The sequence below is a fragment of the Pseudomonas baetica genome (genome assembly GCF_051216495.1).
GTDB lineage: Bacteria > Pseudomonadota > Gammaproteobacteria > Pseudomonadales > Pseudomonadaceae > Aquipseudomonas > Aquipseudomonas baetica_B.
Genome location: NZ_JBPKAM010000136.1, coordinates 1 through 13760 on the forward strand (window position 1 = coordinate 1; position 13760 = coordinate 13760).

The following is a 13760-nucleotide window of genomic DNA, read 5'->3' on the forward strand; positions in this document are numbered from 1 at the left end:
GGGGGAGGGTGTGGGGGGTGGGGGGGGGGACCGCCCTGGCACTACCCCCCCCCCCCCCCCCCCCCCCCCTCCTTTCCCCCACAGGGGGCATTCAACATTTGTGAAATAAGCTGCGCCGCAAACAGTTCGAGGCGCTCGCGGGTATCACCCGTGGTGCGCCAGGGTTCTTCACTGACCGACAACAAGGCTTCGGGACGCGGCCCGCTCCAAGGCTCGGCCAACGCACAATCGAGCGGATCAAACCCCAGCTCAAACGCCTTGGCCAACGCCCGCAACAGACTCGATTGCGCTCCACGGCCGTCGCCTCGCGGAATGCGCAGCAACGCGAGCAAGGTATCGATGCGCAATCTTCCACTCGGTGACTCGCCGAACACGTGCAGGCCATCGCGGATCTGCGACTCTTTCAGGTCACACAGATAAGTGTCCAGCCGAGGCAGCCAGATCGCTGCATCGGCGTCGCTGTCCAGCTTCTCATCCAGTTGCAGTTCACGATCGATGTGCGTGTCGCGCACCAATTGCAGGATGTCGCGCTGTAATTCCCGAGCACGGCGCGGATCCAGCAGCTGCGCTTCGTAATACTCGTCGGCCAGCAATTCCAGATTGCGCAGCGGGCCGTAGGTTTCGGCACGGGTCAAGGGCGGCATCAGGTGGTCGATGATCACCGCCTGAGTGCGGCGCTTGGCCTGGGCGCCCTCGCCCGGATCGTTGACGATGAACGGGTAGATATTCGGCAGCGGCCCGAGCAGCGCGTCCGGCCAGCAGTTTTCCGACAAGCCGACACCCTTGCCCGGCAGCCATTCGAGGTTGCCGTGTTTACCAACGTGGATCACGCCGTGGGCACCGTAGGTGTGGCGCAGCCAGAAGTAGAAGGCCAGATAACCATGGGGCGGCACCAGGTCCGGGTCGTGATACACCGCACTTGGATCGACCTGATATCCCCGAGCCGGTTGAATTCCGATAAAGGTCAGGCCGAAACGCAACCCGGCAATCATCATGCGCCCGCCCCGGCACATCGGATCACTCTCTGGCGATCCCCACCGCTCCAGCACCGCCACGCGATTGGCTTCGGGCAGGGCATTGAACATCGTCAGGTAATCGTCCATGGCCAGGCTTTGTTGACACGGACGTTGGTCGAGGGTGTCGAGATCGTTGCTGATGCCACCGAGCAATTGCTGAATCAGCGCAGTGCCGCTATCAGGCAGTTCCGCCGGCAGCGGATAGCCCTCGGCATGCAGCGCACGCAGGATATTCAGCGCCGCCGCCGGCGTATCGAGTCCTACGCCATTGCCGATTCGACCATCGCGCGTCGGGTAATTGGCCAGAATCAATGCCACGCGCTTTTCAGCGTTGGGCAGCCGCGCCAGATCGATCCAGCGTCGCGCCAGTTCGGCAACAAAATCCATGCGCTCCGGTTGTGGCCGGTAGCACACCACATCGGACTGACTGCGCTCACTGCGCCAGGCCAGGTCCTTGAAACTGATCGGCCGGCTAATGATGCGACCATCCAGCTCCGGAAGCGCAATGTGCATCGCCAGATCCCGCGGGCCGAGGCCCTGCTCGCTGGCGCGCCAACCCGGTTCGTTGTCCTGGGCGCAAATCGCTTGGATCACCGGGATATTGCGGCGAAACGGACGCAGATGCGGCGCTTCGGGACTGGATTGGGCGAAACCGGTGGTGTTCAAAATCACCGCCGCCTCGACGTCATCCAGCCAATCCTCGACCACCGAGAGGCAGCCGGGCTCTTTCAAACTGGCCAGGGCAATCGGCAGCGGGTTCAGCCTCGCCGCCTGCAAGCGCTGGCAAAACACATCAATGAACGCGGTATTGGCCGCCTGCAAATGCGAGCGGTAAAAAAGCACTGCAGCCACCGGCTGATCGGCCTGCCAGTCGGCCTGCCAATCCGCCAATGTCGCGGAGCTTTTTTTGGGGTGGTAGATCGCTGTGCGCGGAAGGATTTGCGGCTCGCCCCAGACGTAGTCGCGAGCCAGCCAGCGATTGGCCAAGCAACGAAACAAGTCCAGCGCATTAGCCATGCCGCCCTGGCGCAGGAAGTGCCAGAGCCGGTCGCGATCTTGCGCGGACACGGTGCTCAGGTCGCTGAGTTCCGGGTCGGGACGGTCATCGCCCGGCACCAGGATCAGCTGCACGCCGCGTTGCGACAACTCCACCAAACGCTCGACGCCGTAACGCCAATAAGCAATGCCGCCGTGTAGCGAGATCAGAATGACCTTGGCGTGGCGCAGCACTTCGTCGACATACAGGTCGACCGATGCGTGATTCTGCACCTGCATCGGGTTGGCCAGGCGCACGCTCGGGTAATCGTCAGGCAATTGCTGCGCCGCTTCAGCGAGCAGCGCCAGACTGGAGTCGCCGCTGCACAGGATCACCAGCTCGGCGGGGGTTTGTCCCAAGTCGGCAATGTTGTCATCCGACACAAAACCGCCGGGCTGGGTCCTGAGCAGGTGCATGGCTTACACGCTGAGCGCGGCGCGCAGTTGCGCTTCGAGGGCGGCGGCGTCGAGCTGCTGACCAATCAAGACCATACGCGTGATGCGCGCTTCATCAGTGCCCCACTGACGGTCGAAATGCTTGTCGAAACGCGTGCCCACGCCCTGGATCAGCAGGCGCATCGGTTTGTTCGGAATCGCGGCGAAGCCTTTGACCCGCAGGATACCGCGCTGCACCACCAGTTGGGTCAGCGCGTCCAGCAGCAGGCTTTCGTCGCAAGCCGGCAACTCGATGGAAATGGAATCGAAGGCGTCATGATCGTGGTCGTCATGATCATCGCCGTCGTGATGGTGGTCGTGATGGCTGTGGCGGCTGTCGATGTGTTCTTCGGAGCCCGCGCCGAGGCCGATCAGCACCTCCAGTGGCAGGCGACCGTTGCTGGCTTCGATGACTTTCACCGCCGGCGGCAGCTCTTCGGCGACTTCCAGGCGCACGCGGGCCAGGTCTTCAGGGTTGATCAGGTCGGCCTTGTTGAGGATCACCAGGTCGGCGCTGGACAGTTGGTCGGCAAACAGCTCGTGCAGCGGCGACTCGTGATCCAGGTTCGGGTCGAGTTTGCGTTGGGCGTCGACCTGATCCGGGAACGCGGCGAAAGTGCCAGCGGCCACGGCCGGGCTATCGACCACGGTGATCACCGCATCGACGGTGCAGGCGCTGCGGATTTCCGGCCACTGGAAGGCCTGGACCAGCGGTTTTGGCAGGGCCAGGCCCGAGGTTTCGATGAGGATGTGATCCAGATCGCCGCGACGGGCGACCAATTCGCGCATCACCGGGAAGAACTCTTCCTGAACGGTGCAGCACAGGCAGCCGTTGGCCAGTTCATAGACGCGGCCGCTGGCTTCTTCTTCGGTGCAACCGATGGAGCACTGCTTGAGTATTTCGCCGTCGATACCCAGCTCACCGAACTCGTTGACGATCACCGCGATACGGCGGCCCTGGGCGTTGTCGAGCATGTGCCGCAGCAAGGTGGTTTTGCCCGAGCCGAGGAAGCCGGTAACGATGGTGACAGGGAGTTTGGCCAGTGTTTTCATCGGATGCCCTTTGGCAAGGTGGCGGGCATACGGGACGAGAACCGGCGGCGCACATGCGCACCGGAAGCGTTCGCCACCGGATCACCCCGCCCGGTTGTAGTGAGAATCTGTCTCGAGGCAGGTCTCCTGGCTGACGGTGTGCCAAATCTTGGACTGGCGTTGGCTGCGCCTTCCCGCGGGCTCAGGACCTGAGCGTGCAGTGGCGTGGCAGCGAACATCACCGTTCACAGTTGCGGGGGCAGCCGCGGCATTGACCGCGTTCCCTTCTTAGCTTCGACAAACGCCGAAGAACCTCGAAAGCGCAAGGCTACGCATCGTATTGGGGCGGGTCAATGTCTTGTAGCGCGCATACCGGCCCCTTCGCGAGCAGGCTCGCTCCCACAGTTGACCGCATTCCAATGTGGGAGCGAGCCTGCTCGCGAAGAATTCACCTCGGTTTCGAGTTGAGAACCCTTGCCAATTGACGCCCTACCCCTGCCCATGCTCTCCTACACGCCTTGTTACGGGTGCCCTTCACAGGGTGAAACGGGAAACCGGTGAATCGTGTGCTTTACTCAAAGCCACGTCAGTCCGGTGCTGCCCCCGCAACGGTAAGCGAGCGAAGCGTCAGATCCACTGTGCCGATGTGGCATGGGAAGGTGATGCTTGAAGGTGATGGCATACGCCTGCGCCCCTCGTGAGCCCGGAGACCGGCCCGCAACACGAAGTGATCAAACTTCACCGAAAGACAAACCCGCGGTGGGCGGGCGCTGTTCGAATCCCTGCGCGCGATAGGTGTGCGCAGGCTCTGCATGCGCTTTTGATTCCCCGCTGACAGACCAGAGGGATACGCCATGTCGATCATCAGCAGCACCGGCCACAGCAGCGCCGCCAGCAACACCACCTCCCTGACTCAACGCCTGACCGCCGCTGTTTGCGCGTCGATCCTTGGCGCCTGCCTGGTGTACTTCGCCGGTTTCTCGCACATCGAAGCGGTCCATAACGCTGCCCACGATACTCGCCACAGCGCCGCGTTCCCGTGCCATTGAGACCTGTCGACATGATCAAGCGTATTGCGCAAACGGCAGGTTTTAGCGGGTTGCTGGCCGCCCTGCTGCTCACGCTCTTGCAAAGTCTTTGGGTCTCCCCGCTGATTCTGCAGGCCGAAACCTACGAGAAATCCGAACCGGCGGCCATTGAAGTGCATGAACACGCCGCTGGCGTCGCTGCCCATACCCACGATGCCGAAGCCTGGGAGCCGGAAAACGGCTGGCAGCGCATGCTGTCGACCACGGGTGGCAATCTGGTGGTGGCCGTCGGTTTCGCCCTGATGCTGGCCGGTCTGTACACCCTGCGCGCACCGACCAAAACCTCCCAGGGCCTGCTTTGGGGCCTGGCCGGTTACGCGACCTTCGTACTGGCGCCAACGCTCGGCCTGCCGCCTGAGCTGCCAGGCACCGCTGCCGCCGATCTGGCACAACGGCAGCTCTGGTGGATCGGCACCGCCGCCTCCACTGCTGTGGGTATTGCCCTGATCGCATTCAGCCGTCATTGGCTGATGAAAGTCCTCGGCGCGGCGATCATCGCCGTTCCCCATGTGATTGGCGCGCCGCAACCGGAAGTGCACTCGATGCTCGCCCCGCAAGCGCTGGAAACCCAATTCAAAATCGCTTCGCAGCTGACCAACGTCGCGTTCTGGCTGGCCCTGGGCCTGATCAGTGCCTGGCTGTTCCGCCGCAAAAGCGATGGTCAATACCACGCATGATTGACCACAGCACAGCGCCGACCCTGGTGGTCGGCCTGGGCTGCCAGCGCGGCTGCCCCGTCAGCACCTTGCGCGCACTGCTCGACCAGGCGTTGCAGGCACACCGGATAGAACTCAATGAGATCAAGGCCCTGGCCAGCATCGATTTGAAACGTGACGAACCGGCCCTGATCGAACTGTCCGAGCAGCTTGGTCTTGAGCTGATGTATTTCAGCAGCGAACAATTGGCGGCCTATCAACCGCACCTGAGTCACCATTCCGAGATCGCGTTCGAACGTACCGGTTGCTACGGCGTGGCGGAAAGTGCGGCCCTGGCTCTGGCCGAACAACTGGCCAATGCACCGGCAAAACTGCTGATCCCGCGACAAAAATATGCCCAGGCGACGCTGGCATTGGCCTGCGCCGCGTAAAATCTCCGATAATCCCCCCTTTCGATCATGAGCAATCTTCATCTGAAGCCTTGCCCAGCCCATTTTTCCCCACAGGAACCGACGATGACCGTCTACTTCATTGGCGCAGGTCCCGGCGACCCGGAACTGATCACCGTCAAAGGCCAGCGGCTGATTCGCAGCTGCCCGGTGATCATCTATGCTGGCTCGCTGGTACCCACCGCCGTGTTGGAAGGCCATTGCGCCGAACAGGTGGTCAACAGCGCCGAACTGCACCTGGAACAGATCATTGAGCTGATCAAGACCGCCCATGACAACGGTCAGGACGTGGCCCGCGTGCATTCCGGCGACCCGAGCCTGTATGGCGCCATCGGTGAGCAGATTCGTCATCTGCGCGAACTCGATATTCCCTTTGAAATCATCCCCGGCGTCACCGCCACCGCGGCCTGTGCCGCACTGCTGGGGGCGGAGCTGACATTGCCGGACGTGTCACAGAGCGTGATCCTGACCCGCTACGCCGACAAGACCGCCATGCCAGTTGGCGAGGAGCTGAGCAGTCTGGCGCAGCATGGCGCGACCATGGCGATTCATTTGGGAGTCAATCATCTTGAAAAGATCCTCGTCGAGCTCCTGCCGCATTACGGCGCGGATTGTCCGATCGCGGTGATTCACCGAGCGACCTGGCCGGATCAGGATTGGGTGGTGGGGACACTTGGAGATATTGCCGGGAAAGTTGCCGCCAAGGGGTTTCGGCGTACGGCGTTGATTCTGGTCGGACGGGTGTTGGGGAGTGATCATTTCAGCGAATCGTCGCTGTATCGTGCCGGGCATGCGCATTTGTATCGCCCCTAAGGGCCCCATCGCTGGCAAGCCAGCTCCCACAGTTGACCGCGATCCCCTGTGGGAGCTGGCTTGCCAGCGATGGCGTCAGTGAATTTCATCCATAAAAAAACGGCGCTCACGGTGCGCCGTTTTTCATGTTTGCAGCGAACGCCTTAGTAGTAGGCGTTTTCTTTCTGCGTATGGTCGGTCACATCACGGACACCCTTGAGCTCAGGAATGCGCTCGAGCAGTGTGCGCTCAATGCCTTCCTTCAAGGTCACGTCGGCCTGGCCGCAGCCCTGGCAACCGCCGCCGAACTGCAGTACGGCGATACCGTCTTCGACCACATCGATCAGGCTGACCTGGCCGCCGTGGCTGGCCAGCCCCGGGTTGATCTCGGTTTGCAGGTAGTAATTGATGCGCTCGTTGATCGGGCTGTCGGCATTGACCATCGGTACCTTGGCGTTTGGCGCCTTGATGGTCAGCTGGCCGCCCATGCGGTCGGTGGCGTAGTCGACGACCGCATCATCCAGGAAAGCTTCGCTGAACGAATCGATATAAGCAGTGAAGCTCTTGAGCCCCAGCGCCGTGTCTTCAGGTTTTTCTTCGCCCGGTTTGCAGTAGGCAATGCAGGTCTCGGCGTACTGGGTGCCAGGCTGGGTGATGAAAATGCGGATGCCAATGCCCGGGGTGTTCTGCTTGGAGAGCAGATCAGCCAAGTAATCGTGGGCGGCGTCGGTGATGGTAATAGCGGTCATGGAAACTCCTCGCAGGCTTGGGCGCAGTTTACGCCAATCAGGGCGCCGGACAAAGTCCCAGTATTTTTGTCAGGAAAGTTTTCACTGATCCCCTGTGGGAGCGAGCCCGCTCGCGAAAGCGGAGTGTCAGGCAACGGCGGTGTTGACTGGCACAACGTCTTCGCGAGCAGGCTCGCTCCCACAAGGGTTCAGCGGTGGATTACAGGTTTTCGTAGCGATTCATGTCCAGCACACCCTCTTCCACCGGATCGGTCTCGTGGATGTAGCGGCTCAGGTCGTGGAAGTACTGCCAGAACTGCGGATGGCTGCGACGCACACCCCAGCGCTCGACGATTTTCTCGAATCGATCGGCATCCTTGGCGTTTTCCATGGCATCCACGAACGCCGGAACATCGCCAGCCGGCATGTTGAACATGAAGTTCGGGTAACTGCTGAGTACACCGGGGAAAATCGTGAGGGTGTCCAGCCCAGGCTGATACCGCAGCGACTCGCCGATCATGAACGCCACGTTGCTGTGGGCGCGGTTGCGCAACAGGCTGTAAACCACCCGCTGGCCGCTTGCGGTTTCAATGCGCAGCATCGTCGCTTCCGGCAATTGATCGATGACCTTGAGCCCGGCGGCCGGGCGCGACGCCAGGCGACTCAAGGCCTGTTCGGCACTCTGCAAGTCCGGATCGATGTTCGGCCGTGAACAATAGGCACCGTCACACCGATTGATCGGATCGGGCTTGGCATTGAGGTCACCATAACGCGCCAGCAACTGCATGGCGAAATCGCGCTTGGGGTCCTGTTCATTGAGTTTCAGCGCTGTCGGCGTGTCATTGTCGATGGACTCATAATCCAGCCACATCTTGAATTGGCCGCCGCTCTGGTACCAGTCGTCGAGGTAACCGTCCCGGGAATCGGCGGGCATCAGGCGCAGGAAATTCTGTTCGGCACCGTTGCGGATCAGGTCGAAATACAAACGGGTCTGAGCCTGATGGGAGACGTTGCCGAACACGTCGAAATTCACCGCCAATTGATAGTAAGTACGCTCCAGCAGCGGGTAGTCGAACAGCCACATCGTCTGTGGCACATCCCCGATCAGGCCCTTGGTCACCGCCGCACTGTCGAAATGCCGGAATATGCTCAGCAGTGCATTGTCGTTACCCGCCCACAGGGTCGACCAGCTCGGTGGTGGCTCTTCGGCGTAACTGTCGCGGCGCAAGGCCTCGTATTCGTTTCGCTTGTCGCGGTAGTTGTGCCACAGGCTCAGGACGCTGCCGACGTCGTCGTTCTGCCCCGGCATCGCCAGCAACGGAGTGGCCTGGTCCCGGTAATTGGGGTCGGTAATATAAAGGTCATGCTCAGGCGCCTGAAACAGCGCCCAGAAGTTGTCGCGGATCACGTCCGTGGCGATCTGCCCCCGACAGACCGGGCCACGGATAAAGGTGCGCACGAAATATTCGGCGTTATCGAGCATGAACTGATAACGCGCCTGGGCAGGAATCGCCTCGAATGTGGCAAACGGATTGGCCCGACTCTGCGGCCCGTAGCCCGGCAATGCACTGGCCTGCCACTGGCCGTTGTAGAAAAGACTTTTGACCCGGGCCATTTTCGCCGTGCTGAGCGGGTAAGTGATGTGGGTCTTGTGCACGATCACACCTTGCACCGGCCACAAGCGGTAATAGAACTGCGTGCCCGGGTCGTCGTTCGGGCGACGGGTATTGATCAGGTCGATAGGCTGGCCGGTGGGCGTGCGCGAACGCACCCACTGGAAGAAATGCCCCGGCTCGCCGTCCTTGAAATAAATGTGCGCCAGGAACCAGTGCTCGTACAACCAGCGTCCCACCAGGCTTTGCCGGGCGCCCGGTGTGTTAAGCAAGTTCTCCCATTGCACCACCTGCACCGCTTCTTTCGTGCTGGGCACCAGTCCCTGCTCATCAATTGGCGCGCCGGAAGCCAGCCAACGCTGCAGCGTTTGATATTGCTGATTGGTCAGCCCGGTCACCGCCAGAGGCATGCCCTGCTTCGGATGGGAACTGGCGTAGCCGTCGAACTCGGCCGGCATGGCGCACATGTTTTCGCGGTTGAGGCCCAGCACAATGCCTTCAGGCAATTTGGCATTGGGCTGTAAAGGCGTTTGATGGCCCAGTTCAAGCATCCGCGCCATCAGCGCCGCCTGGCTGCCTTGGGCGTCGAGCACCGAATAGAAGCCCTTTTGCTGCCAGGCACGCTTGCCAAAAGCGTCGTAAAACAGCCGGGTCGGTGGTGCGGCTTCACGACGGTCACCGTCGTAGACCGGGGTTTTGCTGGCACCGCGCGCCGCGCCTTCGCCACTGCCCAGGTTGAGCTGACAGGCGGAATCGTAGCAGGCGTGGCAGGCCACGCACTTTTCGGTGAAGATCGGTTGAATGTCGCGGGTGTAGGAAATAGCAGGAGAAATAGCCGGGCTCTGCGCCACCGCGCCCCAGCTTAAAAACAGCAACACACTGCTGATGACGACGCGATACGACATGATCCCTGATCCCGGTCCTTGAAAAACGCCGCGATTCTACCGTTCTGCCAGCCTCGCCAACATGAACGATATTCATGCAAAAGCCGGGCATGCTCTAAAAGCGCACAGGTTTGCTATGATCCCGGCCCTTCGTCATGGTCTTTTCGAGTAGCCCCAATGTCCGATCGCAGTGTTCGCCTTCAAGCCCTCAAGCACGCCCTTAAAGAGCGCATTCTGATTCTCGATGGTGGCATGGGCACGATGATCCAGAGCTACAAGCTCGAAGAACAGGATTATCGCGGCAAACGCTTCGCCGATTGGCCGAGCGACGTCAAGGGCAACAACGACCTGCTGGTGTTGACCCGCCCAGACGTTATCGGCGGCATCGAGAAGGCCTACCTGGACGCCGGTGCCGACATTCTGGAAACCAACACCTTCAACGCCACGCGGATTTCCATGGCCGATTACGGCATGGAAGCACTGACCTACGAACTGAACGTAGAAGGCGCTCGCCTGGCGCGCAAGGTTGCCGATGCGAAAACCCTGGAAACTCCGGACAAACCGCGCTTCGTCGCCGGCGTGCTCGGCCCGACCAGCCGCACCTGCTCGCTGTCGCCAGACGTGAACAACCCCGGCTACCGTAACGTGACCTTTGATGAACTGGTGGAAAACTACACCGAGTCCACCAAAGGCCTGATCGAAGGCGGCGTGGACCTGATCCTGATCGAAACCATTTTCGACACCCTCAATGCCAAGGCCGCGATTTTTGCCGTGCAGGGCGTGTTCGAAGAGCTGGGCATCGAATTGCCGATCATGATTTCCGGCACCATCACCGACGCCTCCGGCCGTACTCTGTCCGGCCAGACCACCGAAGCGTTCTGGAACTCCGTGGCCCATGCCAAGCCGATCTCGGTCGGCCTGAACTGTGCGCTCGGCGCCCGTGAACTGCGCCCGTACCTGGAAGAACTGTCGGACAAGGCCAACACCCACGTCTCGGCGCACCCGAACGCCGGCCTGCCCAACGAGTTCGGCGAGTACGACGAACTGCCGGAACAGACCGCCAAAGTCATCGAAGAGTTCGCTCAAAGCGGCTTCCTCAACATCGTCGGCGGCTGCTGCGGTACCACGCCGGGCCACATCGAAGCCATCGCCAAGGCCGTGGCTGGTTATGCGCCGCGCCAGATCCCGGACATTCCCAAGGCCTGTCGCCTCTCGGGTCTGGAGCCGTTCACCATCGATCGCAACTCGTTGTTCGTCAACGTCGGTGAGCGCACCAACATCACAGGCTCCGCCAAGTTCGCCCGCCTGATCCGTGAAGACAACTACACCGAAGCCCTGGAAGTCGCCCTGCAGCAGGTCGAGGCCGGCGCCCAGGTGATCGACATCAACATGGACGAAGGGATGCTCGATTCGAAGAAGGCCATGGTGACCTTCCTCAATCTGATTGCCGGCGAGCCGGACATTTCCCGCGTACCGATCATGATCGACTCCTCGAAATGGGACGTGATCGAAGCCGGCCTCAAGTGCATCCAGGGCAAGGGCATCGTCAACTCGATCAGCATGAAAGAAGGCGTCGAGCAGTTCATTCATCACGCCAAACTGTGCAAGCGTTATGGCGCCGCCGTCGTGGTCATGGCCTTCGACGAAGCCGGCCAGGCCGACACCGAAGCGCGCAAGAAAGAAATCTGCAAACGCTCCTACGACATTCTGGTCAACGAAGTCGGCTTCCCGCCGGAAGACATCATCTTCGACCCGAACATCTTCGCCGTGGCCACCGGCATCGAAGAACACAACAACTATGCCGTGGACTTCATCAATGCCTGCGCCTACATCCGCGACGAGCTGCCGTATGCCCTGACGTCGGGCGGCGTGTCCAACGTGTCGTTCTCGTTCCGTGGCAACAACCCGGTGCGCGAGGCGATCCACTCGGTGTTCCTGCTGTACGCGATCCGCGCCGGCCTGACCATGGGTATCGTCAACGCCGGTCAGCTGGAGATCTACGACCAGATCCCGCAGGAACTGCGCGACGCCGTTGAAGACGTGATCCTCAACCGCACCCCGGAAGGCACCGACGCCCTCCTCGCCATCGCCGACAAGTACAAGGGCGACGGCAGCGTCAAGGAAGCCGAGACCGAAGAGTGGCGTAGCTGGGACGTCAACAAGCGTCTGGAGCACGCACTGGTCAAGGGCATCACCACCCACATTGTTGAAGATACCGAAGAGTCGCGCCTGTCCTTCGCCCGCCCGATCGAAGTGATCGAAGGGCCGTTGATGGCCGGCATGAACATCGTCGGCGACCTGTTTGGCGCCGGCAAAATGTTCTTGCCGCAAGTGGTGAAGTCCGCTCGCGTGATGAAGCAGGCCGTGGCCCACCTGATCCCGTTCATTGAACTGGAAAAAGGCGATAAGCCGGAAGCCAAGGGCAAGATCCTGATGGCCACGGTCAAGGGCGACGTGCACGACATCGGCAAGAACATCGTCGGCGTGGTGCTGGGTTGCAATGGCTACGACATCGTCGACCTCGGCGTGATGGTCCCGGCGGAGAAAATCCTCCAGGTGGCCAAGGAAGAGAAATGCGACATCATTGGCCTGTCCGGTCTGATCACCCCATCGCTGGATGAGATGGTCCATGTGGCGCGCGAGATGCAGCGTCAGGACTTCCATCTGCCGTTGATGATCGGTGGCGCCACCACGTCCAAGGCGCACACCGCGGTGAAGATCGAGCCCAAGTACAGCAACGATGCGGTGGTGTACGTCACCGACGCTTCCCGTGCCGTGGGCGTGGCCACGCAACTGCTGTCCAAGGAACTCAAGGCCGGTTTCGTCGAGAAGACACGTGAGGAATACGTCGATGTCCGCGAGCGCACCGCCAACCGCAGCGCCCGCACCGAACGCCTGAGCTACGCCGCATCGATTGCGAAAAAACCGCAGTTCGACTGGGCCGCTTACACGCCGGTCAAACCGACCTTCACCGGCACCCGCGTGCTGGACAACATCGACCTCAACGTCCTGGCCGAATACATCGACTGGACGCCGTTCTTCATTTCCTGGGATCTGGCCGGCAAATTCCCGCGCATTCTCGAAGACGAGGTGGTCGGTGAAGCCGCCACCGCGCTTTACAAGGACGCGCGGGAGATGCTGACCAAGCTGATCGACGAGAAACTGATCAGTGCCCGTGCGGTGTTTGGTTTCTGGCCGGCCAATCAGGTTCACGATGATGACATCGAGCTGTACGGCGTTGACGGCAAGCCAATGGCCCGCCTGCACCACCTGCGCCAGCAGATCATCAAGACCGACGGCAAGCCGAACTTCTCCCTGGCCGACTTCGTCGCGCCCAAGGACAGCGAACTGACCGACTACGTAGGTGGCTTCATCACCACCGCCGGCATCGGTGCCGAAGAAGTGGCCAAGGCCTATCAGGACGCCGGCGACGACTACAACTCAATCATGGTCAAGGCCCTGGCTGACCGTTTGGCCGAGGCTTGCGCCGAGTGGTTGCACCAGCAGGTGCGTAAAGAGCACTGGGGCTACGCCAAGGACGAAGCCCTGGACAACGAGGCGTTGATCAAGGAGCAATACAGCGGCATCCGCCCTGCCCCGGGCTACCCGGCCTGCCCGGATCACACCGAGAAGGCCACGCTGTTTGCCCTGCTCGACCCCGAGGCCGCCGAATTGCGTGCCGGCCGCAGCGGCGTGTTCCTCACCGAGCACTACGCCATGTTCCCGGCGGCGGCCGTCAGCGGCTGGTACTTCGCTCACCCGCAGGCGCAATACTTCGCCGTGGGCAAGATCGACAAAGACCAGGTGCAGAGCTATACGTCGCGCAAAGGCCAGGAGTTGAGCGTGACCGAACGCTGGCTGGCGCCGAACCTGGGCTACGACGACTAAACAGCTCCGGCCACAATATTGTGGCCAGTGGAGATCCCCTGTGGGAGTGGGGGGGGGGGGGGGGGGGGGGGGGGGGGGATCGGTAGGGGGTCGCGCGCGGTGGCATTTTTTCTCTGTCGTTTTTTCGCTCTCTTTTCTTTTTTT

Annotated in this window: 8 protein-coding genes, 1 pseudogene and 2 riboswitches; of the genes and pseudogenes, 5 read left to right on the forward strand and 4 right to left on the reverse strand. The window is 61.3% G+C overall.

What is annotated here, in order from left to right:
• Nucleotides 1-77 precede the first annotated feature (77 nt).
• A pseudogene (cobN, locus tag ACSFE6_RS28515) lies at nucleotides 78-2468 on the reverse strand (cobaltochelatase subunit CobN); the annotation flags it as partial.
• 3 nt (nucleotides 2469-2471) lie between these two features.
• Nucleotides 2472-3539 carry a cobalamin biosynthesis protein CobW gene (gene cobW, locus ACSFE6_RS28520; RefSeq protein WP_435430726.1) on the reverse strand — a complete coding sequence of 356 codons (1068 nt, stop codon included), beginning with the start codon at nucleotides 3537-3539 and terminating at the stop codon, nucleotides 2472-2474.
• A 99-nt stretch (nucleotides 3540-3638) separates the two neighbouring features.
• Nucleotides 3639-3850, reverse strand: a riboswitch (cobalamin riboswitch).
• A gap of 176 nt (nucleotides 3851-4026) precedes the next feature.
• Nucleotides 4027-4251, forward strand: a riboswitch (cobalamin riboswitch).
• Between the two features lie 121 nt (nucleotides 4252-4372).
• Here cobW and ACSFE6_RS28525 point away from each other — a divergent pair.
• The 4 genes from ACSFE6_RS28525 (at nucleotide 4373) to cobM (ending at nucleotide 6524) form a co-directional block, all read left to right on the forward strand.
• The gene (locus ACSFE6_RS28525) at nucleotides 4373-4567 is read left to right on the forward strand and encodes a CbtB domain-containing protein (RefSeq protein WP_435430727.1); all 195 of its coding nucleotides are present in this window, start codon (nucleotides 4373-4375) and stop codon (nucleotides 4565-4567) included.
• An 11-nt stretch (nucleotides 4568-4578) separates the two neighbouring features.
• Complete coding sequence (locus tag ACSFE6_RS28530) at nucleotides 4579-5283, forward strand: CbtA family protein (protein ID WP_435430728.1); 705 nt, start codon at nucleotides 4579-4581, stop codon at nucleotides 5281-5283.
• Nucleotides 5280-5693: a cobalamin biosynthesis protein gene (locus ACSFE6_RS28535; RefSeq protein WP_435430729.1), complete on the forward strand. Its 414-nt coding sequence runs from the start codon at nucleotides 5280-5282 to the stop codon at nucleotides 5691-5693. The genes ACSFE6_RS28530 and ACSFE6_RS28535 overlap by 4 nt, the downstream gene beginning before the upstream one ends.
• An 84-nt stretch (nucleotides 5694-5777) precedes the next feature.
• The gene (gene cobM, locus ACSFE6_RS28540; protein WP_435430730.1) at nucleotides 5778-6524 is read left to right on the forward strand and encodes a precorrin-4 C(11)-methyltransferase; all 747 of its coding nucleotides are present in this window, start codon (nucleotides 5778-5780) and stop codon (nucleotides 6522-6524) included.
• Nucleotides 6525-6667: 143 nt separating this feature from the next.
• On the opposite strand, the gene nfuA is transcribed toward cobM, so the two are convergent.
• Both nfuA and ACSFE6_RS28550 read right to left on the reverse strand, forming a co-directional pair.
• Entirely contained in the window at nucleotides 6668-7252 is a 585-nt protein-coding gene (gene nfuA, locus ACSFE6_RS28545) for a Fe-S biogenesis protein NfuA (RefSeq protein ID WP_024781251.1), read from the reverse strand.
• A 199-nt stretch (nucleotides 7253-7451) separates the two neighbouring features.
• Entirely contained in the window at nucleotides 7452-9749 is a 2298-nt protein-coding gene (locus tag ACSFE6_RS28550) for a fatty acid cis/trans isomerase (RefSeq protein WP_435430731.1), read from the reverse strand.
• 156 nt (nucleotides 9750-9905) lie between these two features.
• On the opposite strand from ACSFE6_RS28550, the gene metH reads away from it, so the two are divergent.
• Nucleotides 9906-13616 (forward strand): methionine synthase, encoded by a 3711-nt coding sequence (gene metH / locus ACSFE6_RS28555; protein ID WP_435430732.1) that lies wholly within the window; start codon nucleotides 9906-9908, stop codon nucleotides 13614-13616.
• Nucleotides 13617-13760 lie beyond the last annotated feature (144 nt).

Coding starts and splice junctions, on each gene's coding strand:
- cobW (WP_435430726.1), bottom strand. CDS start 3,539: ATGAAAACACTGGCCAAACTCCCTGTCACCATCGTTACCGGCTTCCTC.
- ACSFE6_RS28530 (WP_435430728.1), top strand. CDS start 4,579: ATGATCAAGCGTATTGCGCAAACGGCAGGTTTTAGCGGGTTGCTGGCC.
- ACSFE6_RS28535 (WP_435430729.1), top strand. CDS start 5,280: ATGATTGACCACAGCACAGCGCCGACCCTGGTGGTCGGCCTGGGCTGC.
- ACSFE6_RS28525 (WP_435430727.1), top strand. CDS start 4,373: ATGTCGATCATCAGCAGCACCGGCCACAGCAGCGCCGCCAGCAACACC.
- ACSFE6_RS28550 (WP_435430731.1), bottom strand. CDS start 9,749: ATGTCGTATCGCGTCGTCATCAGCAGTGTGTTGCTGTTTTTAAGCTGG.
- metH (WP_435430732.1), top strand. CDS start 9,906: ATGTCCGATCGCAGTGTTCGCCTTCAAGCCCTCAAGCACGCCCTTAAA.
- cobM (WP_435430730.1), top strand. CDS start 5,778: ATGACCGTCTACTTCATTGGCGCAGGTCCCGGCGACCCGGAACTGATC.
- nfuA (WP_024781251.1), bottom strand. CDS start 7,252: ATGACCGCTATTACCATCACCGACGCCGCCCACGATTACTTGGCTGAT.